18 protein-coding genes are annotated in these 17,301 nt (G+C 66.5%); 7 read left to right on the top strand and 11 right to left on the bottom strand.

Going from position 1 to position 17,301, the window contains the following annotated elements; translation table 11 throughout:
* Window positions 1-2: 2 nt before the first annotated feature.
* The 4 genes from HNE04_RS06495 to HNE04_RS06510 are packed head-to-tail and all read right to left on the bottom strand — an operon-like array spanning window position 3 to window position 4,056.
* On the bottom strand, window positions 3-797 hold the full coding sequence (locus HNE04_RS06495; RefSeq protein WP_172217698.1) for a citryl-CoA lyase: 795 nt from the start codon (window positions 795-797) through the stop codon (window positions 3-5).
* Between the two features lie 13 nt (window positions 798-810).
* The gene (locus HNE04_RS06500; protein WP_172217699.1) at window positions 811-1,536 is read right to left on the bottom strand and encodes an SDR family oxidoreductase; all 726 of its coding nucleotides are present in this window, start codon (window positions 1,534-1,536) and stop codon (window positions 811-813) included.
* Window positions 1,533-3,056, bottom strand: coding sequence for a class I adenylate-forming enzyme family protein (locus HNE04_RS06505; RefSeq protein ID WP_172217700.1), 1,524 nt, complete (start codon window positions 3,054-3,056; stop codon window positions 1,533-1,535). The genes HNE04_RS06500 and HNE04_RS06505 overlap by 4 nt, the downstream gene beginning before the upstream one ends.
* A gap of 34 nt (window positions 3,057-3,090) precedes the next feature.
* Window positions 3,091-4,056, bottom strand: a complete 966-nt coding sequence (locus HNE04_RS06510; protein WP_172217701.1) for a tripartite tricarboxylate transporter substrate binding protein — start codon at window positions 4,054-4,056, stop codon at window positions 3,091-3,093.
* Window positions 4,057-4,189: 133 nt separating this feature from the next.
* Here HNE04_RS06510 and HNE04_RS06515 point away from each other — a divergent pair, with 133 nt between their 5' ends.
* Together HNE04_RS06515 and HNE04_RS06520 are read left to right on the top strand one after the other, a co-directional pair.
* Window positions 4,190-5,203 (top strand): LacI family DNA-binding transcriptional regulator, encoded by a 1,014-nt coding sequence (locus tag HNE04_RS06515; protein WP_172217702.1) that lies wholly within the window; start codon window positions 4,190-4,192, stop codon window positions 5,201-5,203.
* 4 nt (window positions 5,204-5,207) lie between these two features.
* Window positions 5,208-6,266 (top strand): LacI family DNA-binding transcriptional regulator, encoded by a 1,059-nt coding sequence (locus HNE04_RS06520; RefSeq protein WP_172217703.1) that lies wholly within the window; start codon window positions 5,208-5,210, stop codon window positions 6,264-6,266.
* Here HNE04_RS06520 and HNE04_RS06525 read toward each other — a convergent pair.
* Genes HNE04_RS06525 through HNE04_RS06535 form a run of 3 tightly spaced genes read right to left on the bottom strand, consistent with a single transcriptional unit; the run spans window position 6,263 to window position 8,661 of the window.
* A complete protein-coding gene (locus HNE04_RS06525) occupies window positions 6,263-7,261 on the bottom strand; it encodes a Bug family tripartite tricarboxylate transporter substrate binding protein (protein WP_172217704.1) in 999 nt (332 codons plus the stop codon). The genes HNE04_RS06520 and HNE04_RS06525 overlap by 4 nt on opposite strands.
* A 1-nt stretch (window position 7,262) precedes the next feature.
* A complete protein-coding gene (locus HNE04_RS06530) occupies window positions 7,263-8,117 on the bottom strand; it encodes an SDR family NAD(P)-dependent oxidoreductase (RefSeq protein ID WP_172217705.1) in 855 nt (284 codons plus the stop codon).
* Window positions 8,118-8,127: 10 nt separating this feature from the next.
* Entirely contained in the window at window positions 8,128-8,661 is a 534-nt protein-coding gene (locus HNE04_RS06535; protein WP_172217706.1) for a carboxymuconolactone decarboxylase family protein, read from the bottom strand.
* 142 nt (window positions 8,662-8,803) lie between these two features.
* On the opposite strand from HNE04_RS06535, the gene HNE04_RS06540 reads away from it, so the two are divergent.
* Window positions 8,804-9,805, top strand: a complete 1,002-nt coding sequence (locus HNE04_RS06540; protein ID WP_172217707.1) for a Bug family tripartite tricarboxylate transporter substrate binding protein — start codon at window positions 8,804-8,806, stop codon at window positions 9,803-9,805.
* Window positions 9,806-9,815: 10 nt separating this feature from the next.
* Here the strand turns inward: HNE04_RS06540 and HNE04_RS06545 are convergent, their stop codons facing one another.
* The gene (locus HNE04_RS06545; protein ID WP_328700270.1) at window positions 9,816-10,778 is read right to left on the bottom strand and encodes a diacylglycerol kinase catalytic domain-containing protein; all 963 of its coding nucleotides are present in this window, start codon (window positions 10,776-10,778) and stop codon (window positions 9,816-9,818) included.
* Window positions 10,775-11,827, bottom strand: coding sequence for an SPFH domain-containing protein (locus HNE04_RS06550; RefSeq protein WP_172217708.1), 1,053 nt, complete (start codon window positions 11,825-11,827; stop codon window positions 10,775-10,777). Before HNE04_RS06550 ends, HNE04_RS06545 begins: the two co-directional genes overlap by 4 nt.
* 77 nt (window positions 11,828-11,904) lie before the next feature.
* Between HNE04_RS06550 and HNE04_RS06555 the strand changes: the two genes are divergently transcribed.
* The gene (locus tag HNE04_RS06555; protein WP_172217709.1) at window positions 11,905-12,603 is read left to right on the top strand and encodes an NUDIX hydrolase; all 699 of its coding nucleotides are present in this window, start codon (window positions 11,905-11,907) and stop codon (window positions 12,601-12,603) included.
* On the opposite strand, the gene HNE04_RS06560 is transcribed toward HNE04_RS06555, so the two are convergent.
* The gene (locus tag HNE04_RS06560) at window positions 12,600-13,571 is read right to left on the bottom strand and encodes a LysR family transcriptional regulator (RefSeq protein ID WP_172217710.1); all 972 of its coding nucleotides are present in this window, start codon (window positions 13,569-13,571) and stop codon (window positions 12,600-12,602) included. The two genes, HNE04_RS06555 and HNE04_RS06560, sit on opposite strands and share 4 nt — an antisense overlap.
* Window positions 13,572-13,690: 119 nt before the next feature.
* On the opposite strand from HNE04_RS06560, the gene HNE04_RS06565 reads away from it, so the two are divergent.
* The gene (locus tag HNE04_RS06565) at window positions 13,691-14,131 is read left to right on the top strand and encodes a hypothetical protein (RefSeq protein WP_172217711.1); all 441 of its coding nucleotides are present in this window, start codon (window positions 13,691-13,693) and stop codon (window positions 14,129-14,131) included.
* Between the two features lie 12 nt (window positions 14,132-14,143).
* Window positions 14,144-14,332 (top strand): hypothetical protein, encoded by a 189-nt coding sequence (locus HNE04_RS06570; RefSeq protein ID WP_172217712.1) that lies wholly within the window; start codon window positions 14,144-14,146, stop codon window positions 14,330-14,332.
* A gap of 63 nt (window positions 14,333-14,395) precedes the next feature.
* On the opposite strand, the gene HNE04_RS06575 is transcribed toward HNE04_RS06570, so the two are convergent.
* The gene (locus tag HNE04_RS06575) at window positions 14,396-16,246 is read right to left on the bottom strand and encodes a phosphoenolpyruvate carboxykinase (GTP) (protein ID WP_172217713.1); all 1,851 of its coding nucleotides are present in this window, start codon (window positions 16,244-16,246) and stop codon (window positions 14,396-14,398) included.
* 357 nt (window positions 16,247-16,603) lie between these two features.
* Here HNE04_RS06575 and modA point away from each other — a divergent pair, with 357 nt between their 5' ends.
* Window positions 16,604-17,284 (top strand): molybdate ABC transporter substrate-binding protein, encoded by a 681-nt coding sequence (gene modA / locus HNE04_RS06580; protein ID WP_328700271.1) that lies wholly within the window; start codon window positions 16,604-16,606, stop codon window positions 17,282-17,284.
* Window positions 17,285-17,301 lie beyond the last annotated feature (17 nt).

Below are 17,301 nucleotides of genomic sequence, written 5' to 3' on the forward strand. Positions count from 1 at the left end.
GGCTATTGTCGTCGGGCGACGGCTGCCGGCAGCTCGTTGAGCGGATCCTCGCTCAGAACCAGGTTCCACAGGTCCGGGCCGATGGGGTTGCGCCGCTCCTCCAGCACATGCGCGACCAGTCCCGCGGCCCGGGCCACCAGCGCAATTCCCCTGCCGAACATGGGGTCCAGGCCCATGTCGGCCACGATGGCGCCGAAGGCGCCGGCGGCGTTGAGCGGAAGCTTCCTGCCTCGCAACTCGCTCACCTGCCTCTCGATGGCCAGGGCCAGCCGCCAATGCCGTCCCAAATAGCCGTTGGCGCTGGAGACTTCGATCAGTACCGGAACGCGCGGATCGCCGTTGACATGAATGGGATGGCCCCACCCGGGCAGCGATTTCTTTTCGTCGCGCAGCCGCGTGATGATGCGTGCCGCTGCATGCTCAAGGGCTTGCTCGCTGGGATCCGATTCCAGTTCGCCCGCGGCATGGGACAGGAGCTCGGCGGCGTTCTGCACCGTGCCCAGGAAGGTGCTGCCGGCCCCGAGCAACCCGGCCGCGACCGCGCCCTGCAGCGATTCGGGCGCGCCCATGAACGTCAGCCTCGCGCTCAGGGCGCTGGGCGTCAGCCCATGGTCCGCCGCGGCCACCAGCAACAGGTTGAGCATGTTCTTCTGCTGCGGCGTCGGCATCCGGCCCCAGCTCAGCCAGCAGATCATGTCGACGAAGTCATACTTGCCCAGGATCTCACCGGAGAGGCTGCGCCCGCGCACGGTGATGTCGGAGGCGGTGGTGGTTCCGATTTCGGTCTTGACGGCCATGCCCATTCCTTCGTTACTGGCTGAGTCCGACTGTGATGCCGCCGCAGACATGCAGGACCTGGCCGGTGATGAATGCGTTGTTCTCGCCCATGAAGAACGCGACGGCTCGTGCCACGTCGTCGGGGGTTCCCAGACGCCTGACCGGAATGCCTTCCAGGATCTGCCGCGTGCGCGGGCTGTCGGCGGGATTCGCGGCGGCGAAGGCTTCGGTGTTGATCGGCCCGGGCGCTACGGCATTCACCGTGATGCCCGCGGCCCCGAGTTCCAGCGCCCAGGTCCGGGTCAGTGCGTTCAGCGCGCCCTTGGCGGCCGAGTAGCCGGAGCGCAATTCCTTGCCCAGCGCCGCCCGGCTCGTCACGTTGACGATGCGGCCGCGGCCCGCTGCGCGCATGGCCGGCACCAGGGCCTGGGCGCATTGAAGTGCGGACCTGGCGCCTACGCCCACCTGCCAATCGAAGTCGGCCAGGCGCGTGTCCTCCAGCGCTGCCGGCCGGATGGCGGCCACGTTATTGACCAAGCCGAGCAAGGGGCCCTGCGCGATGGCGGTCTGCAGCGCCCGTGCCAGGCTGTCCTGGTCCGCCATGTCGACTCTTGTCCATTCGCAGGGGGCCGCATCGACCGGTGAATGGATGTCGAAGTTGAGCACTTGCCAGCCTGCTTCGTCCAGCAGCCGGCAGACGCTGGCGCCGATGCCGGCCGAACCGCCGGTGACCAGTACCCGATTGCGTGGGGTGTTCATGGCGTTCCCTGGGGCTGAAGTCGCGAGGCGATTTGCTGCCGGGCATCGCGCCGCGACAACTTCCCGTTGGCGGTGCGGGGCAACTCGTCGAAGAGATGGACGGCCTTGGGCGCTTTCACCGAGTCCAGCTTCGCCTTGACCCAGGCAACGAGCTCGCCCTGCGGCACGGTGGCGCCTTCGCGCAACTGCACGGCGGCATGCACTGCCTCGCCCCAATGCGCGTCGTCGACGCCGACAACCAGGCAGTCGTAGACCGCGGGATGCTGACCGAGAACGTTCTCCACGTCCGCGGGATAGACGTTGAAGCCCCCGGTGATGATGACGTCACGCACCCTGTCCTTGAGGAACAGGTAGCCTTGCTCGTCCAGGTAGCCGCTGTCGCCGGTGCGCAGCCAGCCGTCGGCCATGGTTTCCGAGGTCTTCTCCGGCTGGCGCCAGTAGCCGGACATGACCAGATCGCCGCGCACGGCGATCTCGCCGACTTCCCCCGGGGCGAGCAGTTCGCCGGAGGGGTTGAGGATGGCGATGCGCGTGAGCAAGCCCGCCCGCCCGACCGAGTTGATCCGCGCGGGATCGGCGGCCTCGTCGGCGCGCAGGAAGCTGATGATGGCGGGCGCCTCGGTCTGGCCGTATGCCGTTTCGATGTGCCCGAAGACCCGCTGCGCCTGCGCCACTTTTTCCGGTCGCATGGGCGCGGCGGAATACACCAGATGGCGCAGGGCGGTCCAGTCACGGCGGCCGACGGACTCGTCGTCGAGCAGGCTGTAGATCAGCGTCGGCGGCATGAACACCGCCGTCACGCGTTCGCGCTCCAGCGTGTCCAGGATGTCGCGCGGACGCGAGGCGCCGGGCAGCACCACCGTGCCGCCGCATCCGAACATGGGCAGCAGGAAGGTCGAGGTGCCATGGGTGATGGGCGCGACCGCCAGGTAGCGGTCGTCCCGCGTCAGCCTCAGGGCATGCATCAGCGAGACGATGCAGGCGTTCCAGGAGCGCAGGCTTTGCATCACGCCCTTGGGCGTGCCCGTGGTGCCGCCGGTGAACTTGATGGCCTGGGTTTCCTCGGCCGGATGGAACAGCTCCCGGGGCGCGGCGCCGGGATGCCGGCGGATGACTTCCGTGAGCTCGCAGGGGCCGGTCGAACCCTCGTCCGACCATCGGATCGTGCGAGCGCCGCTGTCCGGCAGCTTGGCAGCCAGCCCGGCCGCCACCACGATGACCGCGGGCTCGGTGAATTCGACGATGCGCTGGATTTCCGCGCGGCCCGCGCGCGGGTTCAACGGCACCCAGATGCGGCCCGCCATCAACGTCGCCATCAGCGCCACGATATGGCTGGCGTCGTTGCCGCCGCAAACGCAGATGCGTGCCCTGGGATCGGGGGCGAACGCCTGCAGCGCCGCGGCCAGGGCCGAACTCTGTGCCACCAGCTGCCCGTAGGTCAGCGACACGCCGGGCCCGGTGATGGCGACCCTGCCGGGATCGTCCTGGGCACTTCGAAGCAGGAAATCTATCGGGCGCATGCGCTCTCCCGGTTGCTTGCCAACTGCGTGTCTTTCATTCGGCCCGCGCTCCCGCCAACTTCACGACCTTGGCCCACTTGTCGTACTCCGCCTCGACGAATGCCTTGAACTCCTCGGCACGCATCGGCGCGGCATCGGCGCCGAGCTCGCGGTAGCGCGCCTTGATGCGCTCCGTGCCAACCGCCCGAATGAGCTCGGCGTTGAGGCGGCTGACGACACCGCCGGGCGTCCCCGCCGGAACGAACAGGCCGGCCCAGGCCGTGGATTCATAGCCCCGTATTCCGGCCTCGATCATCGTCGGCACCTCCGGCAACTGGGGCGAGCGCCGGTTGCCCGTCACCGCCAGCGGACGCAGCAGGCCCTTGCGGATGTGCGGCAGTGAAGTCGGCAGGTTGTCGAACATGAGGTCGATCTGTCCGCCGATGAGGTCGGTCAATGCGGAAGCCCCGCCGCGGTAGGGAATGTGGACGATGTGCACACCAGCGAGATGCTTGTACAGCTCTCCGGACAGGTGGATGCTGCTGCCATTGCCGGAAGAGCCCATGTTGAGCCGACCCGGCTTGCTCTTGGCGAGCGTGGTCAGTTCGGCAACGCTCTTGGTCGGCAGGCCGGGGTTCACCACCAGGACGTTGGGCAGTGAACTGACCATCGCCACCGGCACGAAGGCCTTGCGCGGGTCATAGGGCAGGTTGCCGTACAAGGTTGGGTTGATGGCGTTGGTTCCCACCGTGCCGAGGAACAGCGTGTAGCCGTCGTTAGGCGCCAGCGACGCCTCGCGTGCGCCTATGTTCCCGCCGGCGCCGGCCTTGTTGTCCACCACCACCGCTTGCCCGAGGCTCTGGCTCATCTCCTGGGCGATCAGGCGGGCGAAAAGGTCGGCTGCGCCGCCGGCGGGAAACGGCACTATGAGCCGCAGGGGCTTGGACGGCCAGGCTTGCGCGAAGGCTGCGGGGGCGGCGGCGCTGGCCGCGCAGGCAGCGAGAAATTGCCTCTTGTTCATGGGGTGCCTCTGGTTGCGGGACGCGGACGGCCCTAGAATCTGGAAAAATATAAAAACGTTATTAGCTGACACGTGAGAGTAGGCAGGCCGCCGATCCATGTCAAAGCATGGAACGTTTTCATTCGGGTAAACGATGAGCGCAAAGATTTCAGTCAGGGACGTTGCCACTGCCGCCGGCGTGTCGATCGCCACCGTTTCGCGCGTGCTCAATGCCACCGGCTATGCCAGTGCGAACGTCCGGGCGCGGGTGAATGAAGCCGTGCAGCGGACCGGCTACCAGCCGGACTTCAGCGCCAGGCACCTGCGCACCGGGCGCAGCCGCGCCGTCGGCTTCATCGTGTCGAACATGGGCAATCCGCTGCTGGCGTCGCTGTACTCGGCGGTGGAGATGCGCATGCAGGTGGCCGGCTTCAACCTGCTCGTGACCAGCAGCTACCAGCAGCCCGCCAAGGAGGCCGAGCTGCTCGCCCTGTTCGAGAACCGCCGGCTCGAAGGCGTATTTGCCCTGCCCGCCACACGTGATGAGCCGGCCGCTCGTTCGCCGTTCCTGGACTGCACGCTGCCCCTCGTGCTCTTCGACCGCGATCACGACTGCGACGGCGACAGGGTGCTGTTGGACCACAAGGACGGCGTGGCCCGCGCGGTTCAATACCTGGCGTCGCTGGGACACCGCCGCATCGCCATGCTGGGCCCCAGCCCGTCGATCCGGCCCGGTCGCGACAAGCTCCTGGGCTACCGGCAGGGCCTGGCTGCGGCCGGCATCGCGGAGGACGCTGGCCTGGTGCACATGCTGCACTCCGCCGTCGACTCCTGCGAGGCGGAAATGGAGGAGATGATGGGGTCGCCCGAGCCGCCCACGGCCCTCATTGCCCTGGGGACGCGCATCCTGTCGGGGGCGCTGAAGGCGGCCCGCCGGTGCGGCTGCCGAATTCCCGACGATCTGTCGGTGATCGGGATCGGCACGGAAGATTCGTTCGCGCTGTCCGACCCGCCGCTCACCAGCCTGCGGTTTAACATCATGGCTGCAGCCGCTGCGGCCGCCAACCTGATGCTTGATCGCATAAACAACAACTACTCCGGCCCGCCGCGGCAAGTCACGCTGCCGCTCGATCTGGTGCTTGGCCAATCGTGCCACCCAACCCGATAGCTCCATGAACGACAAGCAGACCGCCGCCAAACCCACGAAGAAGATCTCGGTCCACGACGTGGCACGCGAGGCCGGCGTCTCCATTGGGAGCGTCTCGCGCGTCCTCAACGGCGGCCGCTACACCAGCACCGATCTGGTGGCGCGCGTCACGAGCGCAGCCCGCAAGCTCGGCTACCAGCCCGACGCGAAGGCGCAGTCCCTGCGCAGCGGCACCAGCCGGACGATCGGCTGCCTGGTGACCGACATCACCAACCCGCTCTACGCGGCCTGCGTCTCCGCCATCGAAACGCGATTGGCGGCGGATGGCTTCATGCTTCTGCTGGCCTGCAGCCATTACGACGCCGCGCGGGAAAACGAGCTGATCAAGCTGTTCGAAGCGCGCGGGATGGACGGCATGATCGTGGCCACCGTCGGCGATGGCGACACGCCGGTGTCGCAGGTCCTGGGTGAATCGCGGGTGCCCGTCGTGGTGCTGGATCGCGACTTCGACCTGGACGCCGATTATGTGCTCATCGACCACCGCGCCGGGGTTGCGAGCGCCGTGAAATACCTCGCCGAGCTCGGACACACGCGCATCGCGCTGTTCACGCCGGGCATGGGCATGAGGCCGGCGCGCGAGCGCATCGCCGGTTACCTGGAGGCCCACAAGGCGGCCAAGCTGGCGGTGGACCGCAAGCTGATCCGCGGCATCAGCAACCAGGTCCACACCACCTACGACGACATGCGCGCCCTGCTGCAGATGGGTGAGGCGCCCACCGCCGTGATCGGCATGAGCAGCAGGATCGTCTCGGGCGCCTTGCGCGCCATCCACGAGGCCGGGCTGAAGGTGCCGGCCGACATCTCCGTCGTCTCGATCGGCAGCAGCGAGGCCACCGAGTTGATGTGGCCCCCGATGACCCAAGTGCGCTTCGACGCCGAGGCCCATGGCCGCGCCGCCGCCGAAGTGCTGCTGGAGCGGCTGCGGCGCATCGACGAGCCGCGGCGCAAAGTGACCTTGTCGACCCAGCTCGTGGTCGGCAATTCCTGCGCGGCTCCGCCGGTCGTCAAGAAGACTCGCCGCTAATCGAGCTTCGCACCCGAGACGCGGATGACCTCGCGCCAACGCAGCGTTTCCGCCTTGACGAAATCCCCGAACTCTTTCGGCGTGCTGGTCTGGGGCGTGACGCCCGCGCCGCTCAGCCGGTTGGCCACGGCGGGGTCTTGCAGGATCGCCTTGAGGTGACCATTCAACAGCTCGATCTTCTGCCGGGCGATGCCGCTCGGCGCGAAGAAACCGCCCCAGCCCGACACCTCGAAATCCTTGAGGCCCAACTCGTGCAGGGTCGGCACCGCCGGCAACTGCGGTGAGCGCTCCATCGATGTGATCGCAATGGCGCGCACGCGCCCGGACTGGATATGGGGCAGGGCGGGCGGCACGTTGGCAAACACCATGTCGAGACGGCCGCCGGCCACATCGATCATCGAGGCCTCGCTGGTCTTGTACGGCACATGCACCATGTCCAGGCCGAGCTTGTGCTTGAGCATTTCGGCGGTGAGGTGAAGACTGGTGCCGTTGCCGCTGGACCCGATGCTCAGCTTGCCGGGCTGGGTCTTGGCGATGGCCACCAAGGTGCGGAAATTGCCCAGTGTGGAGTTTGGATTCACCAGCAGCACGTTCCACACCTTGCCGGTGAGGATGATGGGCTCGAAGTCGCGGATGTGGTCGAACGGCAGCTTGGGGTACAGCGAGGGATTGATCGCGTGGGTGGTGTTGGTGCCGTAGAACAGCGTGTACCCGTCCGGCGGGCTCTTCGCAACCGCATCGGCGGCGATGTTGGCGGCGGCGCCGGGCTTGTTATCGATGACGACGGGCTGGCCTATCCGTTTTCCCAGCTCGAACCCGAGCAGGCGAACCAGCAGATCGGGCGCGCTGCCGGGCCCGAAGCCGACGATGATCCGCACCGGCTTGGAGGGGTACGCCTCCTGGGCGAAGGCCTTGCCGCCGAGCAAGCCCGCCCCCAGGGCGGCGGCCTGGGCCAGCACCAGGCGCCGGCGCGGATGCAAGGAGCCAGGCGTCATTTCATTGCTCCCTGGGCGCCAGGCCCACGCCGCTGCCGAGACCGCCATCCATGAAGAGGGTCTGGGCGTTCACGTACGACGACTCGGGGCAGATGAGGAAGAGGGCGGTGTAGGCCAGCTCCCAGGCGGTGCCCTGTCTGCGGAACGGCAGGGGCCGAGCGGTCCGTCCGGGCGATCGGGCGCTGGCGGCGCGACCCATCGGGGTGTCGAGCAAGCCCGGCGCGATGGTGTTGACGCGGATGCCGCGTTCCTGGCCCTCCAGCGCGCCGGCGCGGCACAGCGCCGCCAGGGCGGCCTTGGAGGTTTCGTAGGCCGGGTTGCGCCCCGCCGGCGACACCGATGCCAGCGAGGAGATCAGCAGCATGGCGCCGCCGTCCGCCAGCACGGCCAGCCCCTGCTGCACCAGCAGCATATGGGCCCGGACATTCACGTCCATGACTTCGTTCCAGGTGGCGGCGCTCTCGTTGCGCAGCGATCTGCCATTGGAGATGCCGACGTTGGCCACGGCGGCCGTCAAGGTGCCCAGCTGCTCCGCGGCTTCGGCGAACAGCGCGCGCGCGAAATCGGGATCGCCGGCGTCCGCGGTGATGGCGACCGCGTGGCCGCCTTCGGCCCGCACCAGGCGCGCGGTTTCCTCCGCCGAGGCGGCGTCCTTGTCGGCGCAGGCCACTGACGCGCCTTCGCGGCCGAACAGCAGGCACATGGCGCGTCCGTTTCCGACGACGGGGTCGCCCGCGGGCGTATCGCGCTGCCCGGCGCCCAGCACCAGGACCGTGTGGCCCGCCAGGCGCCCGCGTCCGGGATCAGTGCCAATGGCCGAACCGAAAAGTTGCACCTTGGGGTCGGATGAGATCATGGGTGGCTCCTTATGCATTTCGCGGCGCATCCGCGGGGGTTTCGATCTCGATCTCCAGGTTCTCGAGGAAGCGGGACACCAGCATGTAAAAGCCGATGGTCTGCAGCAGTTCGCAGATCTCGGCCGGGCCGAGCCGCTCGGCCACCTTGTCGTAGAGCCAGCGCGGCGCCTTGACCTGCCACACCACGGCCTCGACGAATCGCATGACGACCAGCTCGAATTCGCTGAAGCAGCCTTCGTCGCGCTCCAGCACGGCGGCGCCGATGCGCTGCGCGTCCACGCCCAGCGATGCGGCATGTCGCTTGTGCTGGTGGACCTCGTAGGAGGCGCCGCTGAGCGCGCCGACCCGAAGGATCACGAGCTCCCGCAGTTGCGGGTCCAGCGCGCTTTCCTTGAGGATGGCGACGCCGAGCGCCAGGAAGCCCCTGGCCGTGGGGATGGAGTGCGGAAGCACCTTGTAGAGGTTCAGCGGCGGCCTGGACCTGATCAGCTGGGCCAGGTCGTCGGGCAGCGTCTGTATGTCGACGGGCGGAAGTCGAGCCATGTTGTCTCCTTCGATAAAAACGTGACCGTACTATAAAAACGTTTTTATAAAATGGCTTGTCACGAGCGTGACTTATCGCGACGGTGACAGGAGTTCGGCCAACTTTTCATTTATAAAATCGTTTTCACAAAAGGAGCCAGTGATGCAGACCTCCATCGATGTGCGCCGCCGCACTCTCTTGTGCGGCCTGGCCGCGGCGCTGTCCGGCACGGGCATGGGCGCCGGTGCCCAGCCCGCCCCCTGGCCGTCGCGACCGATCCGCCTGGTGCTGCCCAGCTCGGGCGGCAGCGGCCCGGATGTCCTGGCGCGCGTGTTCGGCGAGCGGCTCGCGCTGGCGCTCAAGCAACCGGTCGTCGTGGACAACAAGCCGGGCGCCAATGGCGCGCTGGCCGTGATGGACGCGGCGCGTTCCGCCGGCGACGGTTACACCGTGCTGTTCGCGAGCTCGTCGTTCACGGTCATCAACCAGGCGCTACAGCCCAAGCCGGCGTTCGACGTGCTGACCGATCTGGTGCCGGTGGCCCAGATCGCTTCAGGCGGCATCCACCTGATCGTGCACCCCGACCTGCCGGTGCACAGCATCAAGGAGCTGGTGGCGCTGGCCAAGGCGAATCCCGGCAAGTACGACTACGCCACCTGGGGCATCGGGTCCACCGGCCAGCTGGCGATGGAGGTCGTCAAGGCCGAGGCCGGCATCGACCTGCGCCATGTGCCGTACAAGACCGTGTCGCAGATCTACCAGGACATGCAGGGCGGCCTGATCAAGATCGCCTTCGTCGATGCGACAAGCTCACTGGCGCAGATTCGCGCCGGTCGGATCAGGGCGATCGCGGTGACCGGGTCGCGCCGCATGCCGGCACCGCCCGACCTGCCGACGCTGGCGGAGCAGGGCATCCCCTTCACCACCGACGCCTGGTATGGCGTGTTCGTTCCCAAGGGCACGCCGGCGGCGATCGTCGACGTGCTGCACCGGGAGATCTACGCTGCGATCGCTGCGCCCGAGGTGCGCGAGCGCCTGCTACAGCTCAATCTGGCCAACATGCCGTTGAAGACGCCGGCCCAATTCGGGCAGACGGTGGCGGAAGACCTGCGGGTGTGGCGAGCGATCGCGCAGCGCCACAACATTCGCCTGGGCGACCAGTAAGGGCAGGCGGCTAGGTGATGAGCCGGCCCTCCACAGGAGAGATCGATATGACTGCCTCCATCCCGGCGGTGAAGCGCAGGAAATCCGCTTCTATGCCGTCGGAGAAAATCACGCCGTTGTCCGGCATGCGCGAACGGATGCGCAGCGGCCGCTGGTTGTCGAACTGGCCGTAGACGAGGCTGGCCTGCGAAGCCCGGCTCGGGAAGGGCTCCCTCACCGCGAATTCCAGCGTGGTCGTGTTCCACGGCAGGGGCTGGTAATCGAGCGCCTGGCCCAACAAGCCGAGCGACCGCGCGATAGCCGCGGAGCCGGTGACCACGCTCTTCATCCAGGCCGTCGAGCCCAGGCCGGTGGAGACGATCAACCCCGAGGAAGACTGGAACTCCGTCTTGTCGCCGTGGCTCAGTTCATAGAGGGCCGAGGTGTGGCTGCGTGGCCCGATGAACAGGTCGTTCACCGCCCGCAGGGTCTGACCATCCGACATCCTGGCTTCGGCCATGGTCACATTCTTGACGGGCCGCTTGTCGGTGGCTGTGTCATGGAGCACGGTCCCCAGTTCAGCTGGCTCGAACGGCAGCAAGATGCCGTCCCACCGGCTCGGCTCGGGATTGACGCCGATCAGGGGCTGCCCTTCGAGGTACTTCATGGTGTTGGCGACCAGGCCATCCTGGCCCAGGGCCACCACGATGTCGGAAGGACCGAACACGAAATTGGGCAGCATCTGCCGGTCCAGGATCTGGTAGCGGCCCCAGGCTTCCAGTGCCTCCACCGCGATGCGCAGGCTTCGGGCGTAGGCCTCGTTCTCCGCCAGGTAGTCGCCGAAGTCCGCGCCCAGGTGTTCCACGTAGAACTTCGCCTGGCTCAGCGTGTTGTGCCGTACGACGAGTTCTTCCAGGCGGGTGCGCCGGGTGACCAGCACCACCTTGCGCCCCACTCCGCCGGAAAGACGGCCCGCGCCTGCGCCGCTGCTCACGCTGCCCCCTTGCGCGACGACGGCATCGCTGGAACCGTTGCCGTCGCCATCAGCGAATTCAACAGCTCGGGCGACATGTTCAGCTGGCCAATACGCTCGGCTTTCTCGGCGATGCCGCCGAACGCCTGGGCAATCAGTTGTGCCGGCTGCATCCCGGCCGAGGCCAGTGCCTGCACCACCCGCGGATCGGCCTTTTCGAGAGCCTGCATGAGCGTGCTGACCTTGTGGGCTTCGGCTTCCGCCAGCTTGCGCGTGTTGTCGGCCTGCCCCTCGACGAGGTCTTTGCGCCGCTGCTCGAGTTCGATGTCCGATCCCATCTGCTCGCCACGCAATTCGTTCTGCCGCCGCATGGCCGCTGCCTTGGCCTCCATCTGGGTTTCCTGGATCTGGCGCTTCTTCTGTTCGACGGCGATCTCGGTGTCCAGCTCGTTCTGGCGGATCGAGCGCTCGTTCTGCACCGAGGCCATGCGCCGCAGGTACACGGCGTCGTCCGCTGCCTTGAGATTCGACTCCCGGGCTTCCGCTTCCAGCGCCCGTGCGATATCAGGCGTGGGCTTGATCGCCAGGATGGAGACACCCAGGACCTGCAGGCCCAGGGCCTCGATCTCGGCCTGGGAACTCAGTTGCTGCTGGGCGGCACGGGCGATGGTGGCCGAAGCCTTGAGCGCCTGCTTCAGGTCCAGTGCCTGCACGGCCTGCTGGATGACGACCTTGGCCTGGATCGCCACGCGGTCGCCCAGCCGCTGCGGGTCTTCGGAGCTGTACGCCTTGCCATTCGGTGCGAGCGAAAAGTCCATCAACGCGGCGGTGCGTCGCGGGTCCTGCACACGGTAGCTGATCTCACCCTGTACCGTCACGCTCTGGAAGTCGCTGGTGACCAGCTCCAGCATGAAATCGCTTGTCTGGCTGGCGATCGGCACGGCCACCAAGCTGCTGCTCGGGGCGTAGTAGAAGAACGAAAGCCCGGCGCCCTCGCGTACGACACGGCCCCTGCGGAACTGCATCAGATGGATGGTGGGCTGGGTCTTGATGAACTGGATGCCGAACATGGTCTTCCTCCTTTCTGAGTTGTACTGTGCAACTTATATGAGTTGTATAGTACAACCTGGAAGGATAAAGTCAAGCCATGACAACAGACTTCAAACGCCCCCTGGTGACCGTGGATGTACTGATCTTCGCCTTGCTCGACGAGGCGTTGAAGATCCTTCTGGTGCGGCGACCCGATGAGCCCGGCGATCCTTTCCCTGGGCGCTGGGCGCTGCCGGGCGGATTCGTCGATGTCGCCAAGGACCGTTCGCTGCAGGACTGCGCCGTCCGCAAGCTGCGGGAGAAGACCGGTGTGAGGACGCCGTATCTGGAACAGCTGGGTAGCTGGGGCGATGCCGAGCGGGACCCACGCGGCTGGTCCGCTACCCACGCCTACTTTGCGTTGATCGATGCGCCCCAGCGTGCGGGCGCCGACACCGGGGCTGCCGACGCGCAGTGGATACAGGTCGACGAAGCCGCCCGCAAGCGGCTTGCGTTCGACCATTCGCAGATTCTGGCCGCTGCCCTGGAAAGGCTGCGCGGCAAAGTCGAGTACACCTCATTGCCGGCGTTCCTTCTGTCGGAGCCCTTTACCTTGCCGCAATTGCAGCATGTCTACGAAGTCGTGCTCGGGCGCCCGTTGGATAAAAGCGCCTTCAGGAAGCGGATGCTGGACGCCGGTTTTCTGCAGGAAGCAGGCATGGTCGACGGGCCGTTCGGACGAACCGCCATGGGCTATGGGGTCATCGACCGGCAGCAGTTCGCCGTCTTTCCCCGCACCTTCAAAACCAAGCCCTAGCGATCGCTGCGCGCCCCGCTGAAAGCCTTCTGCGCCGCCGCTCCCACGGCCAGCCGCAGCCAGGCATGGTCGCTGCGCTGGCCCTGGCGCCGGTGCCAGAGCGAATCGACGTGCACCGGCGGAACCTCGAACGGCAGGTCGCGCAGCACCAGCTCGTGCGCCATGCCCGTGACCTTGACGAAGTGGCGCGGCAGCACGGTGAGCAGGTTCGAGCTGGCAACGACCCGTCCCGCGGTGAAGAACTGGTTCACCGTGAGCACGATGCGGCGCTTGCGCCCCAGCGAAGCCAGGGCCTCATCGATGAAGCCGAAGGGGCGCCCGGAGAAGGTCACTAGCAGGTGGCGTGCATCGCAGTAGCGCTTGATCGTCAGCGGCCCGCGCGCCAGCGGATGGCCCTCGCGCATCACGCAGACATATTCGCCGGCGTACAAGCGCTGGTGATCGAATGGCGCCAGGCCGCCTTGCTGGGCCTGCGCCGTCAGATCCGCCAGCACCGCCGGAAAGAAGCCCACGGCCAGGTCGACCTGACCCTCGTCGAGCAGGGGGCGCGGGTCGCGCGTGGTCAGCGGGAGCACGCGCATCGACACTCCGGGCGCATCGCGCTCGATGATCTCCACCAGGTTGGGCATCAGCTCGGCGGCCGTGGCGTCGGCCATCGCTAGCACGAAGGTATTCACGGCCTCGGAAGCGACGAAGTCGCCGGGGGTGATCGACGATTCCATCTGCCGCAGCGCGTCGGAGATGGCGGGCCACAGGGACAAGGCGCGCGGCGTGGGCTCGATGCCATAGCCGCTTCGCACCACCAGCTTGTCGCCCACCGCTTCGCGCAGGCGGTTCAGCGCGTTGCTCACCGCCGGCTGCGTCATGGCCAGGGTGCGGGCGGCGCGCGTGAGGTTTCGCTCGGTCATGACCTCGTCGAAGACGCGCAGCAGGTTCAGGTCCAGCGTCCTGAAGTTGGGGGCTTTCATAACCATGGTGAATGATAGCCATCACCAATCTAAATTGGCAAAATATCAGTAAAAACCCTAGTATTGCCTTCACGCAGGCGGCAATTTCGCTGCAGGCGTACTCAGAAGGGGAAGAAACTATGACCAGCTTTGCACATGTGGACTATCCCACCCAACATCCCGGCATCGTGCGCGCCGAGCGCGTGGCCGAAAGCGTCAAACAATTGGCCAGCCGCCTCGACGGCACCCGGGCCGTCGCCAGCCTGCTGCTCGCGGCTATCGTATCGGCCGTCCTGGTCGTTGCCAACCAGGTCATCGACACCTGGACCGAAGGCCACCTCCTGGCAGCCTGGATCCTGATGTGGACCGTCGCTTTCGCCGCCTTGGCCCTGTTGGCCACGCCGGCCAAGCGTACGGCGGCCCGCCTGCGCACTGGCCTGAAGGCTTGGCGTGCCGCCCGCCACCAGGCCGCCCAGGACGAGAAGCTCTGGAACGTGGCGCTGACCGACGCCCGCGTGATGGCCGACATCAGCCGCGCCATGAGCGCCGACGCAGCACGCGACGTCAGGTCCTACTACTGAAAGGGGCACGCCATGGCCGCCCTTGCCCAGAGAAACTGGCTGACCCAGGTGCTGCGCCTGATCCCGGCGCAACTGCACCAGGCGCTGGACGCCTGGTCGTATCGGGTGGCGCGCCAGCGCGCGCAGCAGCGGCTGCTGGCGGGCCAGCCCCGCAAGCCGGCGGCGCCGATCGCCTACAAGCTCAGGCCCTGGCGCGATTGACCTCGCCGCGACTCAACAAAAAAGCCACCGTCTCCGGTGGCTTTTTTTTGGCCGGGGAAAGGATCAGGCCGCCAGCCGCTTCTCGATCTCCGCCTTGGTCTCGCCCAGCTCGCGCGGCAGGTGGTATTCGAGCTGCTGGAACAGCTCGGTGTGCAGCTGCAGCTCTTTCTGCCAGGCCGCCTTGTCGATGCTGGTGACAGTCTTGAACTGCTCGGCGCTGAAGTCGAGGCCGGTCCAGTTCAGTTCCTCGTAGGCCGGGCTCACGCCGAACACATGTTCCTGGCCCTGCGCCTTGCCTTCGATGCGGTCGATCATCCACTTGAGCACGCGCATGTTCTCGCCGTAGCCGGGCCAGACGAACTTGCCGTCGTCGCCCTTGCGGAACCAGTTGGTGGTGTAGATGCGCGGCAGCTGGGCGCCCGAGGCCGACAGCTTCTTGCCCAGGTCCAGCCAGTGCTGGAAGTAGTCGGACATGTTGTAGCCGGTGAACGGCAGCATGGCGAAGGGATCGCGGCGCACCACGCCCATCTGGCCGGCCGCGGCGGCTGTCGTCTCCGAGCCCATGGTGGCGGCCATGTACACGCCTTCCACCCAGTTGCGCGCCTCGGTCACCAGTGGCACCGTGGTCGAACGGCGGCCACCGAAGATGAAGGCGTCGATCGCCACGCCCTTGGGATCGTCCCAGGCCGAGTCGAGCGCCGGGTTGTTCACGGCGGACACGGTGAAGCGGGCGTTGGGGTGGGCGGCCTTGGCGCCGGTCTGCTTGGCGATCTCGGGCGTCCAGTCGTTGCCTTGCCAGTCGATGGCGTGCGCGGGCGCCGGGCCCATGCCCTCCCACCACACGTCGCCGTCGTCGGTCAGCGCGACGTTGGTGAAGATGACATTCTTGTCCAGGCTGGCCATGCAGTTGGGATTGGTGTCGGTGTTGGTGCCGGGCGCCACGCCGAAGTAACCCGCTTCCGGGTTGATCGCATACAGCTTGCCGTCCGCGGCGGGCTTGATCCAGGCGATGTCGTCACCGATGGTGGTGACCTTCCAGCCCTCGAAGCCCTTGGGCGGGATCAGCATGGCGAAGTTGGTCTTGCCGCAGGCCGAGGGGAAGGCCGCCGCGACATGGTATTTGCGGCCTTCAGGATTGGTCACGCCCAGGATCAGCATGTGCTCGGCCAGCCAGCCTTCGTCGCGGCCCATCGTCGAAGCGATGCGCAGCGCGAAGCACTTCTTGCCCAGCAGCGCGTTGCCACCGTAGCCGGAACCATAGGACCAGATCTCGCGGGTTTCCGGGTAGTGGACGATGTACTTGGTCTTGTTGCAGGGCCACTTCACGTCCTGCTGGCCCTTGACCAGCGGCGCGCCGACGGTGTGCACGCAGGGCACGAACTCGCCGTTGACGCCCAGCACGTCGTACACGGCACGGCCCATGCGCGTCATGATGCGCATGTTCACGGCCACATAGGGGCTGTCGGACAGTTCGATGCCGATGTGCGCGATCGGCGAGCCGAGCGGGCCCATGGAGAAGGGCACCACGTACATGGTGCGCCCGCGCATGCAGCCGTCGAACAGGGGCTGCAGGGTGGCGCGCATTTCGGCCGGGGCCATCCAGTTGTTGGTGGGGCCCGCGTCTTCCTTTTTCTGCGAGCAGATGTAGGTGCGGTCTTCCACGCGGGCCACGTCGGTCGGGTCGGAGCAGGCCAGGAAGGAGTTGGGCCGCTTGATGGGGTCGAGCTTCTTGAAGGTGCCCGCGTCAACCAGTTGCTGGCACAGCCGGTTGTATTCGTCCTCGCTGCCGTCGCACCAGTAGATGCTGTCGGGCTTGCACAGGGCGGCCATGTCGGCCACCCAGGCAATCAGTTTCGCGTTCTTCACGTAGGAAGGGCTGTTCAAATTAAGCCCCTGCATCACGGGAGAGTTCATCCAAAGCTCCTAAAGTTAAACCTGGTTTCAAAAAGGAGCTCGGGCCTCGAGAGCTCTGCCTTTTGAAATCGGGCTTGGCCGAGGCGACGGGCGGTGCCGCCTGATGGGCAGCGGGGGTGCGTGAGGGATATTTCACATCCGCGGGTCGGCTAGGAAGACGATTTTATGAAACCGGTTCGCATCTTGGCCGCCATTGGGGGCGAAAACAATGCAAAACTTGCATAGGGTTATGCAGTTCAGCTTTAACTGGGCTGGGGGTAAAAAATGCGCCGACGGTCGCTGCTGAAGGTTCTGGGTACCGGCTGGCCTGCGCTTGCCGCCGGCGCTGCGGTCGCTCAGGAGCAGCGGCCGGCACTGGTGGCCGTCGCCGCCAGTGTTCAGCGGGCCATGGAGGAGATAGCGCCGGCCTGGATGCGCAGTACCGGCCATCGCCTCAGCATCACCTATGGATCGTCGGGCAACTTCGTGCGCCAAATCCAGCAGGGCCTGCCGGTAGAGCTGTTCCTGTCCGCCGATGAAGCCTTTGCCTTCAAGCTGGCGGACGCGGGACTCACGCGCGATCGCGGCGTGATCTACGCCAACGGGCGTTTGGCGCTGCTGTTAGCCAAAGAATCCGAAATTGCTCTCGATCCCCAATTGCAGGGGCTGAAGGTCGGCTGGGCTTCCGTACGGAAATTCGCAATCGCCAATCCCGAGTTGGCGCCCTATGGGAAGGCGGCGCGAGAGGTCCTGCAGAGCGTGGGCCTGTGGGAAGCGGCCCAAAGCAAACTGGTCCTGGGGGAAAACATTGCCCAGGCCACCCAGTTCGTCGCGACGGGTTCGGCTCAAGCGGGGCTGACGGCGCTTTCGCTGCTCATCGGCAACGAGTCGGCCGGCCTGGGCCGACACATCGCCCTGCCTGACAGTCTGCACGCACCGCTGCGGCAACGCATGGTGTTGCTCAATCAGGCAGGTCCGGCTGCAACTGCGCTGTATGAGTATCTCCAGTCCGCACCCGCCAAGGCCATCTTGCGGCGGCACGGCTTCGGCGTCGAGTAGAGAAGAGAAGTCACAAT

The organism is Caenimonas soli (assembly GCF_013155545.1).
In the GTDB taxonomy this organism is placed as follows: domain Bacteria; phylum Pseudomonadota; class Gammaproteobacteria; order Burkholderiales; family Burkholderiaceae_C; genus Ramlibacter; species Ramlibacter soli.